This window comes from Gilliamella sp. W8126, from assembly GCF_016102185.1.
Classification (GTDB): Bacteria; Pseudomonadota; Gammaproteobacteria; order Enterobacterales; family Orbaceae; genus Gilliamella; species Gilliamella apis_A.
Map to the genome: position 1 here is coordinate 153518 of NZ_JACFPE010000002.1, position 20088 is coordinate 173605.

A 20088-nucleotide genomic window follows, 5' to 3' on the forward strand; every position below is an offset into this window, starting at 1 on the left:
TATACTTGCTAATCTATTTAATTGATTTTTATGAAAACATGGGTATAAATATGGTAAATATAAATGATTGTATTGCATCAATTGCACAAAATAGTGAATTAAACCAAACACCTAAATACTCGGTGACTAAAGCAGCAAAACTATTAGGCTTGTCAGCCCACACGCTTAGGTATTATGACTCACTTAATCTATTTCCATTTTTACAACGCGATCAAAATGAAAAACGGTTATTTTCTGATGCAGATTTACAGTGGGCAAAATTGATTGAATGTTTACGTAACGCCAATATGTCAATTAAAGATGTTCAACACTATGTCAAGCTGTGTCTTAAAGGTGATGAAACATTGGATGAGCGTCTAACTATCATTAATCAACAAGAAAAGATATTAATCAATACTATAACTCAACTAAATGAGCAATTGGCCTTATTAAAATTTAAAAAACAATACTATAAAGCCACTCATCAAACAATAAATAACTAAGCGTTTTCCAATGAAAACTTTACCAATGAAAAAATTTTGAGGAAAGGGGTTTTTTAACTAAAAATTAATTAAATAATTTTAATAGTCATATACCTAAAAACTTTATTTATAAAGTATGTCAGCCTTTATATATTAATGCGCTAATAATGAATTTCAACATTTTCTTTTTCTAATGCATTTTTTAAACTGTTAGGAAATGGTTGATCTGAAATAGCGATATTAATATCTTTTAATGTAAATGTTTGGTTGAAAAATTTTTTGTTAAATTTACTACTATCAACTAATAGAATTGTTTTTTCTGCATTACGACAAAATTGTTTTTTTACCATGGAATCTGCTTCGCTAACATCTGTCGCTCCCATATCAGGATCAAGTCCTCGACATGAAGCAAAAAATAAATCAGCATGATAATGTGAAATAAAGTCACAAGATTGTAAACCGCAGATGCTCAAATGTTTAGGTAGAAGTCGACCTCCAGTACAATACACCTCAGCATTGGTCTCTTCAACTAAGATGTTAGCTGTTGTAATACCATTTGTTAGTATAGTTAAGCCTTTTTTTTCATTTAATCTTTTTGCCAAATAGAGGCAAGAACTACTAGCTTCAATAAACAGTGTTTGACCGTCTTCAATAAATGCTAAAGCTAAATCAGCAATATACCTTTTTTGTTCAATATTTTCTTTATTTTTCAGTGTAATAGGTGTTTCTATCGAGCTTTTTTGAACATAAATTGCTCCCCCATGAGTTCGCCTTATTAAACCTTGTTGCTCAAGCTTAGTAAGGTCTCGTCGAATAGTTGCTTGGCTGATAAATAACAAATTACAAAGTTTATTGACTGTCACAAAATTCTTTTCTTTTATGATATTTAGTAATTTATCTTCTCTGGTCATCTTTCCTCCAACATGACTGTGATCAAGATCACTAAGATTTGCTCGATATCAATCATATTTTAAAGTTTAACATGACCGAATTTGATTGTTAATCAATATATTCGCCAGCAATTTGCAATGAAATATTTGTCTTTATAATTACTTTAACTATCTAGTTTAAATATCGTTTTATTGGAGGTAAGGATGTTAGTCACATTACGTGAAGTTTTATCAGATGCTCAAAAAAATCAGTATGGAGTAGGATTATTTAATACTATAAATTTAGAAATGGCCAAAGCAGTACTTGAAGCGGCTGAACAATCTAAATCGCCAGTAATAATAGGAACTGCAGAATGTTTTTTAGATATATCCACATTACAAGAATTGGCTTATTTTTTAATCCCTATGGCGAAAAAATCTAAAGTTCCTGTTGTTGTTCACTTAGATCATGGATTATCAGAAGACGCAATTAAAGAAGCGTTGAGATTAGGCTTTTCTTCAGTTATGTATGACTGTTCCACTGATAGTTATCAAAATAATATAAAACGCGTAGCCAATATTACTAAATTGGTTCATCAATATGGTGCTTCTATTGAAGCGGAATTAGGACATGTAGGAGCTAATGAGCATGCTTCAGAAGGTCATGGTGAGCAAGATAATAGTATCTATACCGATCCTTTAGAAGCTAAGCATTATATTGAACAAACCGGAGTAGATGCCTTAGCTGTAGCTATTGGTACTGCTCATGGTGCTTATAAATCAACGCCTAAATTAGACATAAATCGTTTAGATCAAATTGCTCAAGTTGTTAAATCTCCTTTAGTTTTGCATGGCGGTTCAGGATTAAGTGATACCGATTTTCAAAATTGTATAAAGCATGGTGTCAGTAAAATTAATATTTTTACTGATATTAACTGCGCTGGATTAGAAGCTATTCATCAACTTTATGTTAAAGGTAAAGGTATCTCGGATGTTGCTGTCGCAATGAAAGAAGCGATACGTGAAGCTACGTTAAAAAAAATGTTGATATTTGGTTCTAATAATCATGCATAGTTTTAGTTTGAATAACTTTATTTATAATTAAAAGGATCTAATTAATGATTAAAGTCCTCATTGTAACCCATGGCAAATTAGCAGAAGGTATTGTTAATACAATAAATATGTTAATTGGTGATAAACAAGATATTACCTATATTAATGCTTATATTGATTCGAGTGATTTTACGATTCAAGCGGAAGATTTTTTAAAAAAATACCAACATAATTCTCAAATCATCGTTTTTACTGATCTAAATGGCGGTAGTGTCAATCAAAAATTTGCACAATTAAAAAGTTGTTATTCTTTTCACTTAATAACAGGATTTAATTTACCACTTGTATTAGAAGTTATCCTCACTGATGTGCAACTTTCTGACGAAAATCTAACAGAAATAATCGAACAATCGAGGCAAGAGATGCAACTGGTTAATATACAACCACAGAAACTTCTAGAAGATAACCAATTTTTTGATGATTAAATAAAAAAGAAGTTTTAGGAATAATTATAAAAATACGGAGCAATAATTATGATAGTAGAAATAAGAGTTGATGACAGATTGATTCATGGTCAGGTAGCCTTAGTATGGACCAAAAAACTCAATGCTAAAGCTATTGTTGTGGCAAATGATCATGCAAGTAAAGATCACATTCAACAAATGACATTGAAAATGGCAACCCCGGAAAATGTCAAACTCGCTATAAAATCCATGCAAGATGCTGTGCAATTGATAAATAATCCAAAAGCAAAAGATATGCGCATTTTTGTATTAGTTAATTCAATTTGTGATGCACTGTTTTTGTCTGAAAATATAGATGACATAGAAAGAATCAATATTGCTAATGTTGGTCGTTTTGACGGTGTAGATGAAGCTGAAAAAAGTAAATTGAGTTCTACGATCTTACTTAGCAAATCAGAACAAGTTGCCTTAGAACAATTGCTTGCTAGTAATCGAAAAGTTGTTCATCAGATAGTCCCTGATAATGCAGAAAAGCTTTTTCATGATCTAATGAGTAATTAATTTGGAAAATTTTATTACATAAAAAGGGATAGTATTATGATAATGTCAGCTTTTTTACTTGCAGTTGTTATGTTTATAACTTTTGGTGGTAATTGGCTTATTGGTCAAAATATGGCTGATAGGCCTATTGTTGTTGGTGCACTAGTTGGATTAGTTCTCGGTGATCTGCAATCAGGAGTGTTAATGGGGGCGGCACTAGAAGCTGTTTTCATGGGGGCGGTTAATGTTGGGGGTGCTACACCATTAAATCCTTCCTTTGGTACCGTACTCGGTGCTGGTTTTGCGATGCTCTCAGGTGGTGGTGTAGAAATTGCTATCACATTAGCAATTCCTTTAGCATTGTTAGGTGGTTTGTTGGAAACTACCATGAGTGTTGTTTTAAGTTTTTTTGCCGGTCGCTTTGATAAATTAGCACTTGAAGGAAATGATAAAGCTATTGTTGCAATGCACTATGGGTTATGGTTTTTACGCTATATTGTCTTTGCGATAGTTGTTTTTATCGCAATTATGTCAGGTGCGACTCCAGTTAAACTTTTTGTCGAAAATATTCCAGAAGTTATTATGCGAGGTCTGGCTGCTTGTGGTGGATTAATACCCGCAGTCGGCTTTGCTATGTTGCTAAAAATGTTATGGAATAATAAGCTCTCTATTTATTACATTTTGGGTTTTGTCATTGTTGCTTATATCAAAATTCCACTTATCGCATTAGCAATTATTGGTACAGTTATTGCTGTTGCAATCGCTTATCGAGATTATGAAATTCTTAATCTCAAGTCGGATAAATTTCACACTAATAATAATTCGAATTCTATAATGGATGATGATGAGGAGTTCTTCTCATGAGTAATTTAAAATCAATAATTAAACAAATCTCAACTACCGATAGAAAGTTATTAAGAAAAATGTTTTTTCGTTCTTTCACGATATTCGCTCCATTTAGTTTCGCTAAACATGGCGCTTCCGGTTTTTGTTATGCCTTAATGCCGTTTATTAATCATTATTATACTAAATTACAGGATAAAAAAGATGCGTTAACGCGACACATAGTTTGGTTTAATACTACGCAAAATGTGTCAACATTTGTAATGGGATTGGCAGCTTCCATGGAAAAAGAAAATAGTGTTAAAGCGGATTTTGATGCTCAATCTATCAATGCGGTCAAGTCAAGTCTAATGGGGCCACTTGCAGGGATCGGTGATTCTCTATTTTGGGGTGTTTTAAGAGTTGTTGCCGCTGGCGTTGCGCTGAGTTTAGCGCAAGAAGGTAGCTTTCTTGCCCCGATTGTTTTTTTACTCGTTTATAATATTCCCTCTATCGCTTGCCGTTATTTTTTGGGATTAATTGGATTTTCATTAGGCTCTAAATATATTGAAGAATTATATGCTTCTGGCCTAATCAATATTTTGACCAAGGCTGCAAGTGTCCTTGGATTAATTATGGTAGGCGGAATGACAAGTAATATTGTTACTTTTAATTCTGTATTAACAATTAGTTCAGGTGAAAATTCTTCACTATCACTACAAAGCATACTTGATCAGATATTTGTTGGTATTATCCCATTAACTACAACATTACTTTGTTTTTATTTAATGAATAGTAAAAAGGTAAGTTTTAATTTCATCATCATTGGCATCGTTGGAATGAGTATCATATTAGCCACGTTAGGTATTGTTTGATTATCGTCGAATAAATTGTGATTAAGGACATAAAATGAATATTGAAAATCTACCAAAGCAAGCTAACGTAGCTATATTAACTGGTAACAAAAAAATTGAATTAAAATCATTAACATTACCAAATATTAATGATGATGAGATACTCGTTAAAGTTGAGGCCTGTGGTATATGTGGAACGGATGTGCATGAATATAAGGGTGATCCATTTGGTTATATACCAATTCAATTAGGGCATGAGGGAACAGGTACAATAGTAAAACTTGGTAAAAACATTACTCATGACTTTACTGGTAAGCCACTAGCTGTCGGCGATAAAATCGTTACAGGTTTACGTCCTTGCGGAAAGTGTGATATTTGTTTAAACCATCCAGAACAAATTCACTTATGCAATGGAGGTGAAATTTTTGGTTTAATGCCAGGTGAGAACCATTTTTTTAATGGTTGGTTTGGAGATTATATCAAAATAAATAAGGGAGGAATTGTTTTTAATGTTAGTGATATGAGCCTTGATTTACGTGTCTTAATTGAACCAGCGGCTGTTGTAATACATGCAATTGAAAAAGCGAAAGAAATCTTTAATTTCAAACATGATTCAACAGTTTTAATTCAAGGCTGTGGACCAATTGGATTGTTGTTATTGACCATTATTCGAACTATGGGCGTTCGCCATATAATTGCTGTTGATGGTGAGGATAGTCGTTTGCAACTTGCTCAAGAATTGGGTGCGCAACACACCATTAATTTCATTAAAAGTTATGACAGTATTGAAGATGTTATGAAATTGTCAAAACAAGGTGTTGATATGGCGTTTCAATGTACTGGTTCCACAAAAGCTGCTTCCACTATTTGGAAATATATTCGTCGAGGTGGAAGTTTATGTGAACTTGGTTTTTTTGTTAATAATGGTGAGGCGAATTATAACCCGCATTTTGATATTTGTAACAAAGAGATAAAAGTTGTTGGCTCCTGGACTTACAAAGCGAAAGATTGGGTACACGCCTGTGAATTCTTAAAAGAAGCACAAGCAAGAAAATTGCCTATTGAGAAGCTCATTTCTCATCGCTATCCATTAAAAGAAATCAATCAAGCTATGGAAATGAATATGAGCATGCAAGGTTACAAAATTATCATTCAAAACTAATGATTAATCAATGGGCTCGAGCATTAAAAAAGTTAGAGCCTATTATCAAAATTACTGCAAACTATTTTTCATTGCAAATGAATTGGAAAAAGAGGTTATCATTAATTAGATAGTTAAAATGCTTTTGCCTATTAGTCATTTGTATAAAAACTCTGCGAAGAGTTTTTTAAGAAGAGATTAATTCTGTCAATTAATCATAAAAAAGAGCCTCTTTTTTTTAAAAGAAAGATGCCCATCGTTGTTAAATTAATTACTGCTGATTATCTGTTGAATCTTTTTCTGTATTATCATTGATTTTGTTTTTTATTCTTTTTACATTTTCGCTAGCCGCTGACGCCATTCTACCCATGGTATCTCTTAAAATTTTTCCATCATCGATTTTAAATGAGTCAACTTTTCATGATCACCATAGCTAGAAGCTATATCTGAAATTCGTCGAGTGATATCATGTCCTTTTTTGACGGTGGTATGTGTATTTATTTGATTTTGTTTAATATTTTTAGATAAACGTCTAAGTTTATTATATGCAAAAAATAACAACACTAAAATTGCTATAAGAATTAAAAATAAAGTAGTTAATATAAATATATAGTCCTATTCATAATTAAATGATCTAATAATCAAATAGGTAGCATTTTTTATAATTACAATGTAGCGTTTAAGTGAGGTTAAATTATTGTTACTTTTTATTAATTTATATCACTGGTTCAATCAAAACAATAATTTATCTTACCCCTAAATATACCCCCATTCTTTTTGGTTGTAAATATATCATACTGGTGCTTAATAAATAACAAAATAGGCTTTAAGCCTTGTATTTGTTAGTTTTGATGTGTTTTAAAGGATTTAAAAGAATGTTAATGAATATTGAATTGGTGCCGTGGGCGGGACTTGAACCCGCATGCCCTTAGAGCACTACCCCCTCAAGATAGCGTGTCTACCAATTTCACCACCACGGCGCCGTTTTTATTCTGGAATATCTGATGTAGGATTAATATTCTGTGGTTGAATAATTGGGTCAGCAGTTGGAATTACTTCTCCATTACCACTAGTGCTCTCAGTATTTTGTTGCGTAGTCGCTGGAGCACTATCTCCAATATTTTTAAACTCATCACTTGAAGTTGTGTTTTTTGAGCTACCAAGATTTGATAAAATAATGCTTAACACAAAAAATAACACACCAAGTATTGTTGTTGTGCGAGTTAGAAAATTGCCACTTCCTGATGAACCAAATAAAGTTGCAGAAGCACCTGCACCAAAAGATGATCCCATGTCGGCACCTTTACCGCGCTGAATTAGCACTAAAACGATTATCGCAAGTGCGATAAATAAATAACCTATAATTAAAAGTTCGTACATTTCAACCTGTCAATTTTTATGTTATAGAACAGAATTTATTGATGCGAAATATTAGCGAAAGAGTGAGCAACAAGCAAGTATATTTTATTATTTTCTGTATTTATCATAATCAATTGTACGTTTTTAAGGGAAAAATCAGTATAATGTCGCCATTTTTATTCTTGGCTAATGCAGTTGTATGAAATTTATAGTTAAACTTTTCCCCGAAATTACCATCAAAAGTGAGTCCGTTCGTTTACGTTTTATTAAAATTCTTACTAGTAATATTCGTAATATTTTAAAGAATGCTATTAATGATGTGGCAGTTATTCGTCATTGGGATTTTATTGAGGTTCGCCCTAAAGTTGAAAATAGTGAAAATCAAATATTAGAACTATTAACAAGAATTCCAGGTATCCATCATATTTTAGTGGTTGAAGAACTTACTTTTACTGATTTACATGATATTTATGAAAAAGCGTTTAATCACTATGCGCCTTTAATTGAGAATAAAACATTTTGTGTAAGAGTTAAACGACGAGGTAAGCACGAATTTACTTCAATTGAGGTAGAGCGTTATGTCGGTGGTGGTCTTAATCAACATGTTGCTACTGCTAAAGTCAAATTAACACGTCCAGATATTACTGTTAATCTTGAAATTGATAAAGATAAACTTCTACTAGTTAAAGAACGACATGCCGGGATAGGTGGTTTTCCAACCGGAACACAAGAAGATGTCATCTCTCTTATTTCTGGTGGATTTGATTCTGGTGTTTCTAGCTATATGCTGATCAGGCGAGGCTGTCGAGTTCATTATTGCTTTTTTAATTTAGGTGGCAAAACCCATGAAATTGGCGTGAAACAGATGGCTCATTATTTGTGGAATAGATTTGGAAGCTCTCATAAGGTTCGTTTTATTGCCATTGACTTTTCAGATGTTGTTGGCGAGATTTTAGAAAAAATTGATGATGGCCAGATGGGGGTTATCTTAAAACGAATGATGATTCGTGCAGCCTCTAAAGTTGCACAGCGTTATAATGTTGAAGCTCTGGTTACAGGCGAAGCGTTAGGTCAAGTATCAAGTCAAACCTTAACTAATTTGCGTTTAATCGATAATGTCAGTGATACATTAATTTTACGCCCACTTATCACCCATGACAAAGAAACGATAATTAATCTAGCTCGTCAGATAGGTACTGAAGATATTGCTAAGACTATGCCTGAATTTTGTGGTGTCATATCGAAAAGTCCAACAGTAAAAGCAGTTAAAGAAAAAATAGAGATTGAAGAGCAAAATTTTGATTTTTCTATTTTAGATAAGGCTGTTGCAGAAGCTGAAAATATTGATATTCGTGAAATAGCTAAACAAACTAATAATACTATTACTCAGGTTGATACCGTTACAACATTAGAAGATAATCACGTTATCATTGATATTCGGGCGCCAGAAGAGCAAGAGGAGCATCCACTGGAAATCGAAAATGTTGTAGTTAAGCTTATACCATTTTATAAATTGGCAACTCAATTTGGTGATTTAGATCAATCAAAGCAATATTTACTTTATTGTGCTAAAGGAGTAATGAGTAAACTACAAGCGCTTTATTTAATCGAGCAAGGTTTTAACAATGTTAAAGTATTTAAACTGTGAATCTTAACAATTATTTACGATATTTTTCTCATATATCTATATAATATTTCCTAAAATATAAAATCTAGTTATCGTCTATTTAATAGATATAAAAACTAAGGATTTTATTACTTATTGAGGATTATAATGAGCAAATTACTTGTAGTTGATGATGATCTAGAAATTGCTTCGTTGTTATGTGAATTATTAGAATTGGAAGGATTTACCGTTGAAGTTGCAAATAATGGTATTGAAGCGTTAGAAAAGTTTGATGATTCCATCGATCTGGTTTTACTTGATATTATGATGCCAGAAATGAATGGATTAAGTGTTTTGTCTTCATTAAGAAGTAAATTCACCGTTCCTGTTATCTTCTTAACAGCTAAGGATAGCGAACTCGATAAAATCAATGGACTTGAACTTGGCGCTGATGACTATATTCTTAAACCTTTCAATGATAGAGAATTGATTGCTCGAATTAACGCTTTATTGCGTAGAGCTAGATGGGATACAGTTGGTAATGAAAGTAATGAAAAACCATTACAATACACTATTGATAAACTTGTGGTGAATACTAAGCAGCAATCTGTTTATTTTGATGACAAATACATCGAATTAACTGGCACAGAATTTCAAGTATTACTTAAATTACTTGAAAATAAAGGGGTGACAATTTCAAGAGATACTCTTAGTGAAACGGTGTTGGGAAAAGAATTTATCCCATTAGCACGTTCAATTGACGTTCATGTCTCTAATTTACGTAAAAAACTTCCACCTCGAAGTGATGGTTTACCATGGATTAAAACCTTGCGTTCAAAAGGATATCTATTTGTTGTAGATCAAAATGATAATTTGTTGCAAAATTAGCTTTTTTCAATATGGTAAGAATCTATGTGGATTTTTGATCGTCTGACAATTAGAATTTTCACAATATTCTTACTTACTATCGCTTTTTTCCTTGCGCTTGTAATGGTATTACCTGAACTCGACTCACGTAATTTAACTTATTTGGCGAATAAAGATAAAGAGAGTGGTAAAGTTCTTGCAAGCCAGATTGAAAAGGATCTCGCTAAGATACCGAAAGATAGTTTTCGCTGGTGGATGAGATTTATCGTAGTAATGGATAATTATCAAAAAACTGGTCAAGTCCTATTTATTGTTACACCTAATCAGCAAATTATTACTGCGGATACTAAAAATATTGATTTAGTAAAAAGCTTTAGTGAAAAATCGCATGATGTTGATGATCCAGCTAAGAAAATTTATGATAACCAAGAAATTATCGGTCCTTTCCTTATTCATTATGCTAATGATGAATATCAACTGTTTTTGTTACAGCCTGCATCAGATATTCAATCTCAATTTGTTAATTTGATTTTTGATCATCCTTTCTTACTTTTGACATTAACCATGTTAGCCAGTTCACCATTTTTGTTGTGGTTATCTTGGAGTATTGCTAAACCAGCAAGAGGGTTAAGATTGGCCGCAGAACAGGTTGCAAATGGTAATTTACAACAGTGGCCTGAGCTTGAAAAAGTTGGTTCTTATGAATATAAAGCCACAGGAGCAAGTTTTAACCATATGCTCAGAGAATTGAAACGGCTGCAAGATCTACAGCAACGGCTGTTTTCTGATATTTCCCATGAATTACGTACTCCATTGACCCGATTGCAATTGGCAACTTCGTTATTGCGCCGTAAGCAAGGTGAAAGCAATGAGGTTTTGCGGATAAATAATGAAGCTTTAAAGCTTGATTCGATGATAGGTGACTTATTGTCCTTAGCAAGGAATCAACATGATAATAATGAAGTTCGTGAATTTAAACCATTAGATATATTATTTAAAAATGTATTGGATAATGCGGTTTTTGAAGCCAATCAAATAGCAAAACAATTTTCTATACAAAATTTTCCTTCTAACCATACAATTTTGTGCTATCCAGAGGCGCTATGTAGTGCGCTTGAAAATGTGATAAGAAATGCATTTCGTTATTCAAATCAAAAGATTGTGGTGAATTTCACTATTCAACAACAAAAAGTGACTATTACTATTGATGATGATGGTCCAGGCGTTGCCGATAATGAGCTTGAGCAAATTTTTAGACCATTTTATCGTACTAATGAAGCTCGAGACCGAGAGTCGGGTGGTACTGGGTTAGGATTAGCTATTGTGGCGAATGCTATTACTCGAGATAATGGCACAGTTAAAGCTGAGAAAAGTCAGTTAGGTGGGCTGAAAATTGTGATAGTATTACCACTTCAAAAATATTAATTGTTAAGAGAAATTATTGTGTTGAATGCGCCTTTAAATATTGTGTTGTTTGAACCTGAAATTCCGGCTAATACGGGTAATATTATTCGTTTATGTGCTAATACTGGTTTTAATTTACATATTATCGAACCAATGGGATTTTTTTGGGACGATAAAAAACTAAGGCGAGCAGGACTTGATTATCAAGAATTTGTTGATGTAAAACGTTATAAAAATATTGATCATTTTTTAGAGGCAAATCAGCTTGATTTGGCTTCACAAGTTTATGCTTTAACCACAAAAGGCCAAAAACCACATAGTGAAGTTAATTATAAACAAGCAGATTTTTTAATGTTTGGCCCTGAAACTCGAGGTTTACCAAATCGCATTCTTGATGAGCTACCACAAGATAGAAAAATTAGAATTCCAATGGTCGCCAATAGTCGCAGTATGAATTTATCTAATTCTGTTGCTGTAGTTGTTTATGAATCATGGCGACAACTAAATTATATTGGTGCTAAATAAACTAAAATTCTTAATTTATATATTGTTAGTTTATTGGCATTCGCTGGTTTGATTGAGTGCTGGATAGGTAATTGTCGAAAAGCTGTGCCTCATTATTGAAATAAAAACCCCTTTCCTCAAAATAAATATTAACTTTCTTACTTAGTAAATAAAAAAGAGGTCATATTGACCTCTTTTTTAAAAATAGCATTTATATCTCGTTGATGTTATTTAACACGTGAAACATATTCACCAGAACGAGTATCAACTTTAAGTACTTCACCAATTTGTACAAATAATGGAACACGTACTACAGCACCAGTTGATAGTGTCGCTGGTTTACCACCAGTCCCTGCTGTATCACCTTTTAGACCTGGGTCGGTTTCAATAACCTCTAGTTCCACAAAGTTTGGTGGCGTTACCGCAATTGGTTGACCATTCCATAAAGTTAAAATACATTCAGCTTGATCAACTAACCATTTAGCATTGTCACCTACAGCTTTAGCATCAGCAGAAAGTTGCTCAAATGTATCGTTATTCATGAAATGCCAAAATTCACCATCAGTATATAAATAGGTTAAATTCATATCAACAACATCAGCGGCTTCAACAGATTCACCTGATTTGAATGTTTTATCAACAGTCTTACCTGAAAGTAATTTTTTTATTTTTACGCGGTTAATTGCTTGTCCTTTTCCTGGTTTATAAAATTCATTTTCAACAATTACACACGGTTCGCCATCTTGCATTATTTTAAGACCGGCTTTAAACTCATTAGTACTAAAAGATGCCATAAAAGCTCCAACTATCATTCTGAATTACAAAAATGAGCCACATTATACAGCAAAATATTGAACAACCAAATAAAGATGAGTGGATTTTTGAACTTGCTAATGTCGTTACCGATATCAAAAAGCTTTATCGTTGTTTGAATTTAGATCCTGAGGCGATTTCTCTGCCTATGTTGCAAGCGAGAAAGCAATTCCCGCTTAGGGTTCCTATGGCTTTCATCAATCGGATGAAAAAAGGTGATAGTCAAGATCCATTGTTGTTACAAGTTCTTTGTGATGAAAAAGAGTTAATTAATGTAGCGGGTTTTAGTGAAGATCCTTTAGAAGAGCAGAATAATACCATTCCGGGATTACTACATAAATATCATAATCGTGCATTATTAATGACTAAAACTGCATGTGCGATTAATTGTCGGTATTGTTTTAGACGACATTTTCCTTATCACAATAATCAAGGCACTAAAAAAAATCTTGGTGCTGCATTGGAATATATTGCAAGCCATCCAGAACTGGATGAAATTATCCTTTCAGGTGGTGATCCGTTAATGGCTAAGGATCACGAAATGGCTTTTTTAATAACCGAATTAGAGAAAATACCTCATATCAAGCGTTTACGTATTCATAGCCGTTTAGCTGTGGTGATACCTAATCGTATTACTAGCGAACTGTGTCGGTTATTTGCTAAAACCAGGTTACAAATTGTATTAGTTACTCATATTAATCATCCAAATGAAATTGATGATAATGTTACTAATGCTATCAAGCGTTTAAAGGAACATCAGGTAACGGTTTTGAATCAAAGTGTGTTATTGAAAAAAGTTAATGATGATGCTGATGTATTAGCCTGTTTAAGTAATAAATTATTTTCAATAGGCATTTTACCTTATTACATCCATTTATTGGATAAAGTGCAAGGAGCTGCTCATTTTTTAGTGGATGATGACAATGCTAAGCAAATTATGAGACAACTTGCGAAAAATGTATCGGGTTATCTTGTGCCAAAATTAGCTCGTGAAATCGGTGGTGAAAAAAGTAAGCGAGTCATAGCGATTAATGATTAATAAGGGCGATATATTCATTTAATACAGTCCTTACAATTTATGTATCAAAATCTCATTGACGAAAAATAAAATAGCCTCTATAATTCGGGCCTCTTTAATTAATGCTGTGGAGTTTATACTCTACAACTTGTTGATAAATTAGATTTGGATATAAATCGTCATGAAACGCACATTTCAACCATCAGTATTAAAACGTAATAGAACTCACGGTTTCCGTGCTCGTATGGCTACTAAAAACGGTCGTCAAGTTCTTGCTCGTCGTCGCGCTAAAGGCCGTGTTCGTTTAACCGTTGCTAGCTAATTTAAAGTTGAGTGACTAAACTCACTTTTCCTCGGGAGTTACGTTTGTTAACTCCCTTCGATTTTAATCGCGTCTTTCAAGAATCTATTCGTGCAGGTTCGCCTTTTCTTACTTTAGTTACACGGAAAAATGATCTGGCTCATGCTAGATTAGGTTTTGCTATAGCTAAAAAACAGGTTAAACGAGCACACGAGCGTAATCGAATTAAACGATTAGCTAAAGAATATTTTCGTCACCATCAACATCAGTTTCCTAATATCGATTTTATTTTGATGGCTAAACAGCCTGTTATACAATTGAATAATCAACAATTAGTTGAGACATTAGACAAACTATGTCAACAAATCATCAAAAAACAAAGAAACTGAATAAATTAATATTGATATTTAAACAGCATATTTATGCATTTAAATATTTGATTATTAATATTTTTGTTTTTGTCATTAAAATATACCAGCGTATTATTAGTCCTTTATTAGGGCCTAAATGTCGCTTTACTCCATCTTGTTCTCAATATGCTGTAATTGCATTAAGACGCTTTGGATTAATAAAAGGTAGTTGGCTAACTGTCAAACGTGTATTAAAATGTCACCCTTTACATGAAGGAGGTGAAGATTTTGTACCTCCTAAAACTAAAACCGATAGAGAAAAACACTAATGGGATCTCAACGTAATATTTTAGTCATTGCTTTACTTTTCGTCTCTTTCCTGCTTTGGAAAGCATGGGAAGAAGATCATGCACCAAAACCGCCAGTTGCTAATCAATTGACGCAACAAATAGGTGAAGATTCACCAGCGGATTTCGCACAAGGTAAAACAATCACGATAAAATCTGATGTATTGTCATTAACGGTTAATACCTATGGTGGCGATGTACAAGCTGCACAATTGTTAAAATATGAGCAGTCTCTTCATTCTGGTACGCCTTTCCAATTATTAACATCTAAACCTGACTTTATTTATATTGCTGAAAGTGGCTTAACAGGTAAAGATGGTCCAGATAATGCAATTCAAGGAAGTAAACGTCCAGTATATCAAACTGCTCAATCTGAATATGTTTTAGCTGATGGTGTAGATGAGTTGAAAGTTCCATTAACGTATCAAGTTAATGGAGTAACTTATACTAAATATTATATTTTACATCGTGGCAAATATGCTATTGATGTTCAGTATGATATTGATAACCAAAGCCAAAATCCTATAGAAGTATCGATGTATGGTCAGTTAAAACAAACTATTGATTTACCAGATGATGCTGTTACCGAAGGTGGTGGCGGATTAGGATTAAGTGCGTTCCGTGGTACTGCTTATTCCAGTGCTGATACTAATTATAGTAAATATAGCTTTGGTGATATCAAAGATAAGGCTTTATCTGTTGAAACTAATGTTGGTTGGGTTGCTATGTTGCAACACTATTTCGCTTCTGCTTGGATCCCGGTGCAGGATCAAAACAACCTATTTTATTCACGTGCTACGGCTAAAAATTCCCAAGCTACGATTGGTTTTAAAGGTGAAACAGCCGTTATTCAACCAGGTAAAACTCAATCAGTTAGTGCGAAACTATGGTTAGGTCCTGAAATCCAAAGTCAGTTAAAAGAAACCGCTAATCATCTTGATTTAATAGTTGATTATGGTTGGTTATGGTTCTTATCGCAGCCACTGTTCTATTTATTGAAATTTATTCAAAGCTTTATAGGTAATTGGGGCTTTTCAATTATTGTTATCACCTTTATTGTGCGTGGTATTTTATTCCCACTAACACGAGCACAATATCGTTCAATGGCTAAAATGAAGTTATTACAACCTCGTTTACAAGCATTAAAAGAACGTTATGGTGATGATAGACAAAAAATGAGTATGGAAACAATGGCTCTTTATCGACAAGAAAAAGTTAATCCTCTTGGCGGTTGTTTACCATTGTTGATTCAAATGCCGATCTTCTTATCACTGTTTTATATGTTAGGTAATACAGTAGAGTTACGTCATGCTCCATTTGCTCTTTGGATTTATGACTTATCAGCGCAAGACCCATATTATATTTTACCGTTATTAATGGGTGGTACCATGTTCTTAATTCAGAAGATGTCACCAACACCGGTTACCGATCCATTACAGCAAAAATTAATGACATATATGCCATTAATCTTTACGGTGTTCTTCTTATGGTTCCCATCAGGTTTAGTTTTATACTATATTGTAAGTAACTTATTTACGATTGCTCAGCAACGTATAATTTACTGGGAACTTGAGAAAAAAGGTCTTCATGAGAAGAAAAAGAAATAGTTTGATGGAAAGGAGGAGTAATATCCTCCTTTTTAATATTTAATTTTTGGTGTTGATGTTATGGATATACAAAAACAATATAATTTAATCGGTAACGAAAAAGGCTACTGGTTTGTGAGTAAAAATGGTCGTTTATGGTTACCTAATGGCGAAGTTCCCAACGGTAGCGCCAGTGAATTAGGATTTACCAATAAACTCGCTCAACCTATTGGTGAATGGAATGGACAAACTGCGTGGTTAATTTGTCAAGAAATGAGTAGTTCCATGGGCTCGATTAGACCTTTACTTAGTGGAGCTGATCAGTCTTTGTTTAATATGGCTGGTAGAGCGGTACAATTGTCTGAGTTTTATCGGTCTCATAAATATTGTGGCTACTGCGGTCATGAGATGTATATTAGTCAAACAGAATGGTGTTGTCTATGTGATCATTGTCATCAACGTTATTATCCACAAATTTCACCATCCATTATTGTCGCTATTCGGAATAAAAATAAAATTTTATTGGCAAAACATGTAAGGCATAATCAAGATAATTTATATACTGTATTAGCGGGTTTTACTGAAATTGGTGAAACAATGGAAACGACAGTGGCCAGAGAGGTCTATGAAGAGTCAAAAATAAAAATTAAAAATATTCGTTATGTCGGTTCGCAATCTTGGCCATTTCCTAATTCTATGATGATGGCTTATTTAGCAGATTATGATAGTGGTGAGATTACTATCGATAAAAATGAGTTAGTAGAAGCTGATTGGTACCATTATTCTCAATTACCAAAAATACCTGAATATGGCACGATAGCAAGGCGTTTAATTGAGGATACAATTATACTTTGTCGTGAATATGATGAGTTTGGTGAAAACTGATCATATTCACTTTATTTAATAAGTTATAGATACTCAATGGTTCTGGTTAAATTAATTTTACTTGAACCATTCCCCGTTGTTTCACAAACAGCTTTGGTCCAGTCATTATTTTGGTTATATTCAGAATAACTACAAGTTTCAGTAGATTCTAATTCTTGTTCATTTTTATCATTAATGATGACTTCACCTTTAGCAGACAATTTGAAGGTACGAGTAATCGTTTTTTCTAATTGTTTGTCTGCATTATAAATAACATCTTTTTCTCTTACTAAAACGGGTAATTGTTTTTTATCATCCATTTTTACATAAGCGTTATATAAGACTTGTTCGACCAGATCATTTTCATAAATAATCTTACTGGTAAAATTAATATTATTATCAGCGAAGTTAGATAAAGTGGTTTCAACTAAACGGCCTTGCTCGTCAAATTCATTAATAGCAACAATTTCATCATTACTATTTTTCATACCAATGATATTTTTCGATTCATCGAAAGTAATGTCATAACTGTTTCTGGTATCTTTCATACCATAAATGTATTTAGCTGTATCATAATTTATTTCGCCATATAATCCTTCCAAGTCATAATCTTTAACATAACCTTGATCGTTATAATTAATAGACTTTTTGTCCGAACTTTGAATTGTTTGCTGTTTAATGAGTTTCTTATTAGGTAATAACTCAGGTTCGGTATGAAATAGATAGCTATTAGTTACTTGAGTTGGTAACTGTGATTTATTTTCACTACTAGAATTTATTGTATTGTCTTCATTTTTGTTTGTTGTACTGGTCGTTTTATCAGTTTGCGTATCAGTATTAACTTCGTTATTTTGATTAGTCGATGGAGTTGCATCAGATGATGATTGGCTGTCTTTTTTATCATCACACCCAGTTAATAAAAGGAGACTTAATAAGAAAAGATAGATATAATTTTTCATAATATTGGCTTCTTAATGTTATTGGTTAAAATTTTATTTATATCTAATAGCGATATTAATATTTCGATTCATCAGTTTATTCTAGCTATGGCAATAATATTTATATTATTGAATAGTTACTTGATCATCATATCAGACAAATCTTCACACTCATCATCTAATTTGTAATTTTTAGTGCCAGAATAAGTAACTTAATATATTTTATCCATAAATTAAGATTTTGTAATTGATTTAGTTTAATATTTATTAAAAAAATAAAAACATTAATGATGTTATTAATTATGGAAAAGCTTGATTGAGCTAATTTGGAGTATTTTTTTATCTAAAGAGATTCGATTTTGCTTTAAAAAATTGTGCTTGTTTTTCCGTGGTTAATCATATCAATTCACTATAATTAGCAAATTGATACGATAAATATAATGCAGCTATTACTGGTTATTAAGCCATTGAGCTACTTGCTTAGCAAAATAAGTTAACACGCCATCGGCACCAGCTCGTTTGAAACAAAGTAGAGATTCCATGATAGTAGACTTTTCATCTAACCAACCGTTTTCGATTGCAGCCATCAACATTGCATATTCTCCTGATACTTGATAGGCAAATGTAGGTACTGCAAAGGTTTCTTTTACTCGGCGAACGATATCTAGATAGGGCATACCAGGTTTTACCATGACCATATCTGCGCCTTCACTTAAATCTTGATAAATTTCTTGTAAGGCTTCATTGCTATTTGCTGGATCAAGTTGATAAGTTTTTTTATTGCCACCTTTGATATTATTGGCTGAACCAACTGCATCACGGAAAGGTCCATAAAAGCTAGATGCATATTTTGCCGAGTAAGCCATAATTTGGCTATTAACAAAATTATGTGATTCTAGCTCTTTACGTATTGCGCCAATTCGGCCATCCATCATATCACTTGGTGCAATAATATCAGCTCCAGCATCTGCTTGTATTAATGCTTGTTTTTTTAAAGCTTCGACAGATATATCATTGAGAACATAACCGTTGTCATCAATAATGCCATCTTGACCATGTGTCGTATAAGGATCAAGAGCTACATCGGTTAAAATTCCGAGTTCTGGTATTTCTTTTTTTAATGCTCGAATTGCTTTAGGTACTAAACCTCTTTCATTATAAGCTTCTTCGGCTAATAGTGATTTTAGGGAGGGCTCAATAGCAGGAAACAATGAAAGTACCGGTATACCTAATTTAGCAACTTGTTCAGCTTCTTTCACCAATATATCAATACTCATCCGTTTTACATTCGGCATTGATGACACGGGTTGGCTGATATTGTTACCCTCAACGATAAATACTGGATAAATAAGATCATTAACCGTCAAATGGTTTTCAGCTACCAGACGACGACTAAAATCTTGTGCACGGTTTCGACGTAAACGTTTTTGTGGATATTGACCAGTAAAGAAAGACGACATAAAACACCTATATATCTTTAATTAAACTATTTTATTATCTGACTCAAAAAGTAGATTAGCAAATTAATTTATCATATAGTAATTATACGATATTTTACTTTACAACCCATATCAATTAGGAGTAAAATTGCGCACTAATTTTAGTCCTTTGTGATATTAAACAAATTTGAGGTGAGAGGCACATGCCAGTAATTAAAGTACGTGAAAATGAACCTTTCGATGTAGCATTACGTCGTTTTAAACGTTCTTGCGAAAAAGCAGGAGTATTAGCTGAAGTTCGTAATCGTGAATTTTACGAAAAACCAACAACTATTCGTAAACGCGCAAAAGCAGCTGCTGTTAAACGCCATGCTAAGAAATTAGAAAGAGAAAACGCTCGTCGCACTCGTCTATATTAATTTTTATACTGAAAATTTAAATTGTTTTAAAAAAACAATTCATTTATATTCTAGATATAAACAATTTTA

At 33.0% G+C, this 20088-nt stretch carries 24 protein-coding genes and 1 tRNA gene; 18 read left to right on the top strand and 7 right to left on the bottom strand.

Translation table 11 applies throughout. The features are described from left to right. Positions 1-50 precede the first annotated feature (50 nt). Positions 51-482, top strand: coding sequence for a MerR family transcriptional regulator (locus H3S74_RS04700; protein WP_198247368.1), 432 nt, complete (start codon positions 51-53; stop codon positions 480-482). Positions 483-622: 140 nt separating this feature from the next. Here the strand turns inward: H3S74_RS04700 and H3S74_RS04705 are convergent, their stop codons facing one another. Next, complete coding sequence (locus H3S74_RS04705) at positions 623-1372, bottom strand: DeoR/GlpR family DNA-binding transcription regulator (RefSeq protein WP_198247369.1); 750 nt, start codon at positions 1370-1372, stop codon at positions 623-625. Between the two features lie 183 nt (positions 1373-1555). Between H3S74_RS04705 and H3S74_RS04710 the strand changes: the two genes are divergently transcribed. The 6 genes from H3S74_RS04710 to H3S74_RS04735 are packed head-to-tail and all read left to right on the top strand — an operon-like array spanning position 1556 to position 6225. Beyond that, complete coding sequence (locus tag H3S74_RS04710) at positions 1556-2404, top strand: class II fructose-bisphosphate aldolase (protein ID WP_198247370.1); 849 nt, start codon at positions 1556-1558, stop codon at positions 2402-2404. 44 nt (positions 2405-2448) lie between these two features. Beyond that, positions 2449-2868, top strand: coding sequence for a PTS sugar transporter subunit IIA (locus tag H3S74_RS04715; RefSeq protein ID WP_065614395.1), 420 nt, complete (start codon positions 2449-2451; stop codon positions 2866-2868). 48 nt (positions 2869-2916) lie between these two features. Then, positions 2917-3408, top strand: a complete 492-nt coding sequence (locus H3S74_RS04720; RefSeq protein ID WP_065577689.1) for a PTS sugar transporter subunit IIB — start codon at positions 2917-2919, stop codon at positions 3406-3408. Positions 3409-3444: 36 nt separating this feature from the next. After that, on the top strand, positions 3445-4251 hold the full coding sequence (locus H3S74_RS04725) for a PTS sugar transporter subunit IIC (protein WP_086360936.1): 807 nt from the start codon (positions 3445-3447) through the stop codon (positions 4249-4251). Beyond that, positions 4248-5084 carry a PTS system mannose/fructose/sorbose family transporter subunit IID gene (locus H3S74_RS04730; protein WP_065650784.1) on the top strand — a complete coding sequence of 279 codons (837 nt, stop codon included), beginning with the start codon at positions 4248-4250 and terminating at the stop codon, positions 5082-5084. The genes H3S74_RS04725 and H3S74_RS04730 overlap by 4 nt, the downstream gene beginning before the upstream one ends. 34 nt (positions 5085-5118) lie before the next feature. Beyond that, the gene (locus H3S74_RS04735) at positions 5119-6225 is read left to right on the top strand and encodes a zinc-binding dehydrogenase (protein ID WP_086361632.1); all 1107 of its coding nucleotides are present in this window, start codon (positions 5119-5121) and stop codon (positions 6223-6225) included. 357 nt (positions 6226-6582) lie between these two features. On the opposite strand, the gene H3S74_RS04740 is transcribed toward H3S74_RS04735, so the two are convergent. The 3 genes from H3S74_RS04740 to secG all read right to left on the bottom strand — a co-directional run bounded on the left by H3S74_RS04740 (position 6583) and on the right by secG (position 7584). After that, positions 6583-6768 (bottom strand): hypothetical protein, encoded by a 186-nt coding sequence (locus tag H3S74_RS04740; protein WP_198247371.1) that lies wholly within the window; start codon positions 6766-6768, stop codon positions 6583-6585. 330 nt (positions 6769-7098) lie between these two features. Then, positions 7099-7184, bottom strand: a tRNA-Leu gene (locus H3S74_RS04745). A gap of 7 nt (positions 7185-7191) precedes the next feature. Continuing rightward, positions 7192-7584, bottom strand: a complete 393-nt coding sequence (gene secG / locus H3S74_RS04750) for a preprotein translocase subunit SecG (RefSeq protein ID WP_198247372.1) — start codon at positions 7582-7584, stop codon at positions 7192-7194. A 178-nt stretch (positions 7585-7762) separates the two neighbouring features. On the opposite strand from secG, the gene thiI reads away from it, so the two are divergent. The 4 genes from thiI (at position 7763) to trmL (ending at position 11965) form a co-directional block, all read left to right on the top strand. Beyond that, entirely contained in the window at positions 7763-9211 is a 1449-nt protein-coding gene (thiI, locus tag H3S74_RS04755) for a tRNA uracil 4-sulfurtransferase ThiI (protein ID WP_198247373.1), read from the top strand. A 126-nt stretch (positions 9212-9337) separates the two neighbouring features. After that, on the top strand, positions 9338-10057 hold the full coding sequence (locus H3S74_RS04760) for a response regulator (RefSeq protein ID WP_110447158.1): 720 nt from the start codon (positions 9338-9340) through the stop codon (positions 10055-10057). 30 nt (positions 10058-10087) lie between these two features. Then, positions 10088-11461: an envelope stress sensor histidine kinase CpxA gene (gene cpxA, locus H3S74_RS04765; protein WP_198221143.1), complete on the top strand. Its 1374-nt coding sequence runs from the start codon at positions 10088-10090 to the stop codon at positions 11459-11461. A gap of 21 nt (positions 11462-11482) precedes the next feature. Beyond that, positions 11483-11965: a tRNA (uridine(34)/cytosine(34)/5-carboxymethylaminomethyluridine(34)-2'-O)-methyltransferase TrmL gene (gene trmL / locus H3S74_RS04770; protein ID WP_110448020.1), complete on the top strand. Its 483-nt coding sequence runs from the start codon at positions 11483-11485 to the stop codon at positions 11963-11965. 206 nt (positions 11966-12171) lie between these two features. Here trmL and efp read toward each other — a convergent pair whose 3' ends face one another. Next, positions 12172-12738, bottom strand: a complete 567-nt coding sequence (gene efp / locus H3S74_RS04775) for an elongation factor P (RefSeq protein WP_034901106.1) — start codon at positions 12736-12738, stop codon at positions 12172-12174. Positions 12739-12770: 32 nt separating this feature from the next. Here efp and epmB point away from each other — a divergent pair, with 32 nt between their 5' ends. The 6 genes from epmB to nudC all read left to right on the top strand — a co-directional run bounded on the left by epmB (position 12771) and on the right by nudC (position 17244). After that, complete coding sequence (epmB, locus tag H3S74_RS04780) at positions 12771-13796, top strand: EF-P beta-lysylation protein EpmB (RefSeq protein WP_198247374.1); 1026 nt, start codon at positions 12771-12773, stop codon at positions 13794-13796. A gap of 160 nt (positions 13797-13956) precedes the next feature. Beyond that, the gene (gene rpmH, locus H3S74_RS04785) at positions 13957-14097 is read left to right on the top strand and encodes a 50S ribosomal protein L34 (RefSeq protein WP_025314679.1); all 141 of its coding nucleotides are present in this window, start codon (positions 13957-13959) and stop codon (positions 14095-14097) included. Positions 14098-14108: 11 nt separating this feature from the next. After that, on the top strand, positions 14109-14465 hold the full coding sequence (gene rnpA / locus H3S74_RS04790) for a ribonuclease P protein component (RefSeq protein WP_110447160.1): 357 nt from the start codon (positions 14109-14111) through the stop codon (positions 14463-14465). A 47-nt stretch (positions 14466-14512) separates the two neighbouring features. Beyond that, positions 14513-14755, top strand: coding sequence for a membrane protein insertion efficiency factor YidD (gene yidD, locus H3S74_RS04795; RefSeq protein WP_232350107.1), 243 nt, complete (start codon positions 14513-14515; stop codon positions 14753-14755). Beyond that, complete coding sequence (gene yidC / locus H3S74_RS04800) at positions 14755-16380, top strand: membrane protein insertase YidC (RefSeq protein ID WP_110447162.1); 1626 nt, start codon at positions 14755-14757, stop codon at positions 16378-16380. The genes yidD and yidC overlap by 1 nt, the downstream gene beginning before the upstream one ends. A 60-nt stretch (positions 16381-16440) precedes the next feature. Beyond that, entirely contained in the window at positions 16441-17244 is an 804-nt protein-coding gene (nudC, locus tag H3S74_RS04805) for an NAD(+) diphosphatase (protein ID WP_110447163.1), read from the top strand. 23 nt (positions 17245-17267) lie between these two features. On the opposite strand, the gene H3S74_RS04810 is transcribed toward nudC, so the two are convergent. Together H3S74_RS04810 and hemB are read right to left on the bottom strand one after the other, a co-directional pair. Next, the gene (locus H3S74_RS04810) at positions 17268-18182 is read right to left on the bottom strand and encodes a hypothetical protein (RefSeq protein WP_198247375.1); all 915 of its coding nucleotides are present in this window, start codon (positions 18180-18182) and stop codon (positions 17268-17270) included. 428 nt (positions 18183-18610) lie between these two features. Beyond that, positions 18611-19621 carry a porphobilinogen synthase gene (gene hemB, locus H3S74_RS04815; protein ID WP_110447165.1) on the bottom strand — a complete coding sequence of 337 codons (1011 nt, stop codon included), beginning with the start codon at positions 19619-19621 and terminating at the stop codon, positions 18611-18613. A 182-nt stretch (positions 19622-19803) separates the two neighbouring features. Here hemB and rpsU point away from each other — a divergent pair, with 182 nt between their 5' ends. Next, complete coding sequence (gene rpsU, locus H3S74_RS04820) at positions 19804-20019, top strand: 30S ribosomal protein S21 (RefSeq protein WP_034882800.1); 216 nt, start codon at positions 19804-19806, stop codon at positions 20017-20019. The last annotated feature ends 69 nt before the right edge of the window (positions 20020-20088 follow it).

Bases quoted from the DNA above. Each gene is read 5' to 3' on its own strand.
- H3S74_RS04700 (WP_198247368.1), top strand. From the start codon at position 51: ATGGTAAATATAAATGATTGTATTGCATCAATTGCACAAAATAGTGAA.
- H3S74_RS04705 (WP_198247369.1), bottom strand. From the start codon at position 1,372: ATGACCAGAGAAGATAAATTACTAAATATCATAAAAGAAAAGAATTTT.
- H3S74_RS04710 (WP_198247370.1), top strand. From the start codon at position 1,556: ATGTTAGTCACATTACGTGAAGTTTTATCAGATGCTCAAAAAAATCAG.
- H3S74_RS04715 (WP_065614395.1), top strand. From the start codon at position 2,449: ATGATTAAAGTCCTCATTGTAACCCATGGCAAATTAGCAGAAGGTATT.
- H3S74_RS04720 (WP_065577689.1), top strand. From the start codon at position 2,917: ATGATAGTAGAAATAAGAGTTGATGACAGATTGATTCATGGTCAGGTA.
- H3S74_RS04725 (WP_086360936.1), top strand. From the start codon at position 3,445: ATGATAATGTCAGCTTTTTTACTTGCAGTTGTTATGTTTATAACTTTT.
- H3S74_RS04730 (WP_065650784.1), top strand. From the start codon at position 4,248: ATGAGTAATTTAAAATCAATAATTAAACAAATCTCAACTACCGATAGA.
- H3S74_RS04735 (WP_086361632.1), top strand. From the start codon at position 5,119: ATGAATATTGAAAATCTACCAAAGCAAGCTAACGTAGCTATATTAACT.
- secG (WP_198247372.1), bottom strand. From the start codon at position 7,584: ATGTACGAACTTTTAATTATAGGTTATTTATTTATCGCACTTGCGATA.
- thiI (WP_198247373.1), top strand. From the start codon at position 7,763: ATGAAATTTATAGTTAAACTTTTCCCCGAAATTACCATCAAAAGTGAG.
- H3S74_RS04760 (WP_110447158.1), top strand. From the start codon at position 9,338: ATGAGCAAATTACTTGTAGTTGATGATGATCTAGAAATTGCTTCGTTG.
- efp (WP_034901106.1), bottom strand. From the start codon at position 12,738: ATGGCATCTTTTAGTACTAATGAGTTTAAAGCCGGTCTTAAAATAATG.
- epmB (WP_198247374.1), top strand. From the start codon at position 12,771: ATGAGCCACATTATACAGCAAAATATTGAACAACCAAATAAAGATGAG.
- rpmH (WP_025314679.1), top strand. From the start codon at position 13,957: ATGAAACGCACATTTCAACCATCAGTATTAAAACGTAATAGAACTCAC.
- yidC (WP_110447162.1), top strand. From the start codon at position 14,755: ATGGGATCTCAACGTAATATTTTAGTCATTGCTTTACTTTTCGTCTCT.
- nudC (WP_110447163.1), top strand. From the start codon at position 16,441: ATGGATATACAAAAACAATATAATTTAATCGGTAACGAAAAAGGCTAC.
- H3S74_RS04810 (WP_198247375.1), bottom strand. From the start codon at position 18,182: ATGAAAAATTATATCTATCTTTTCTTATTAAGTCTCCTTTTATTAACT.
- hemB (WP_110447165.1), bottom strand. From the start codon at position 19,621: ATGTCGTCTTTCTTTACTGGTCAATATCCACAAAAACGTTTACGTCGA.
- rpsU (WP_034882800.1), top strand. From the start codon at position 19,804: ATGCCAGTAATTAAAGTACGTGAAAATGAACCTTTCGATGTAGCATTA.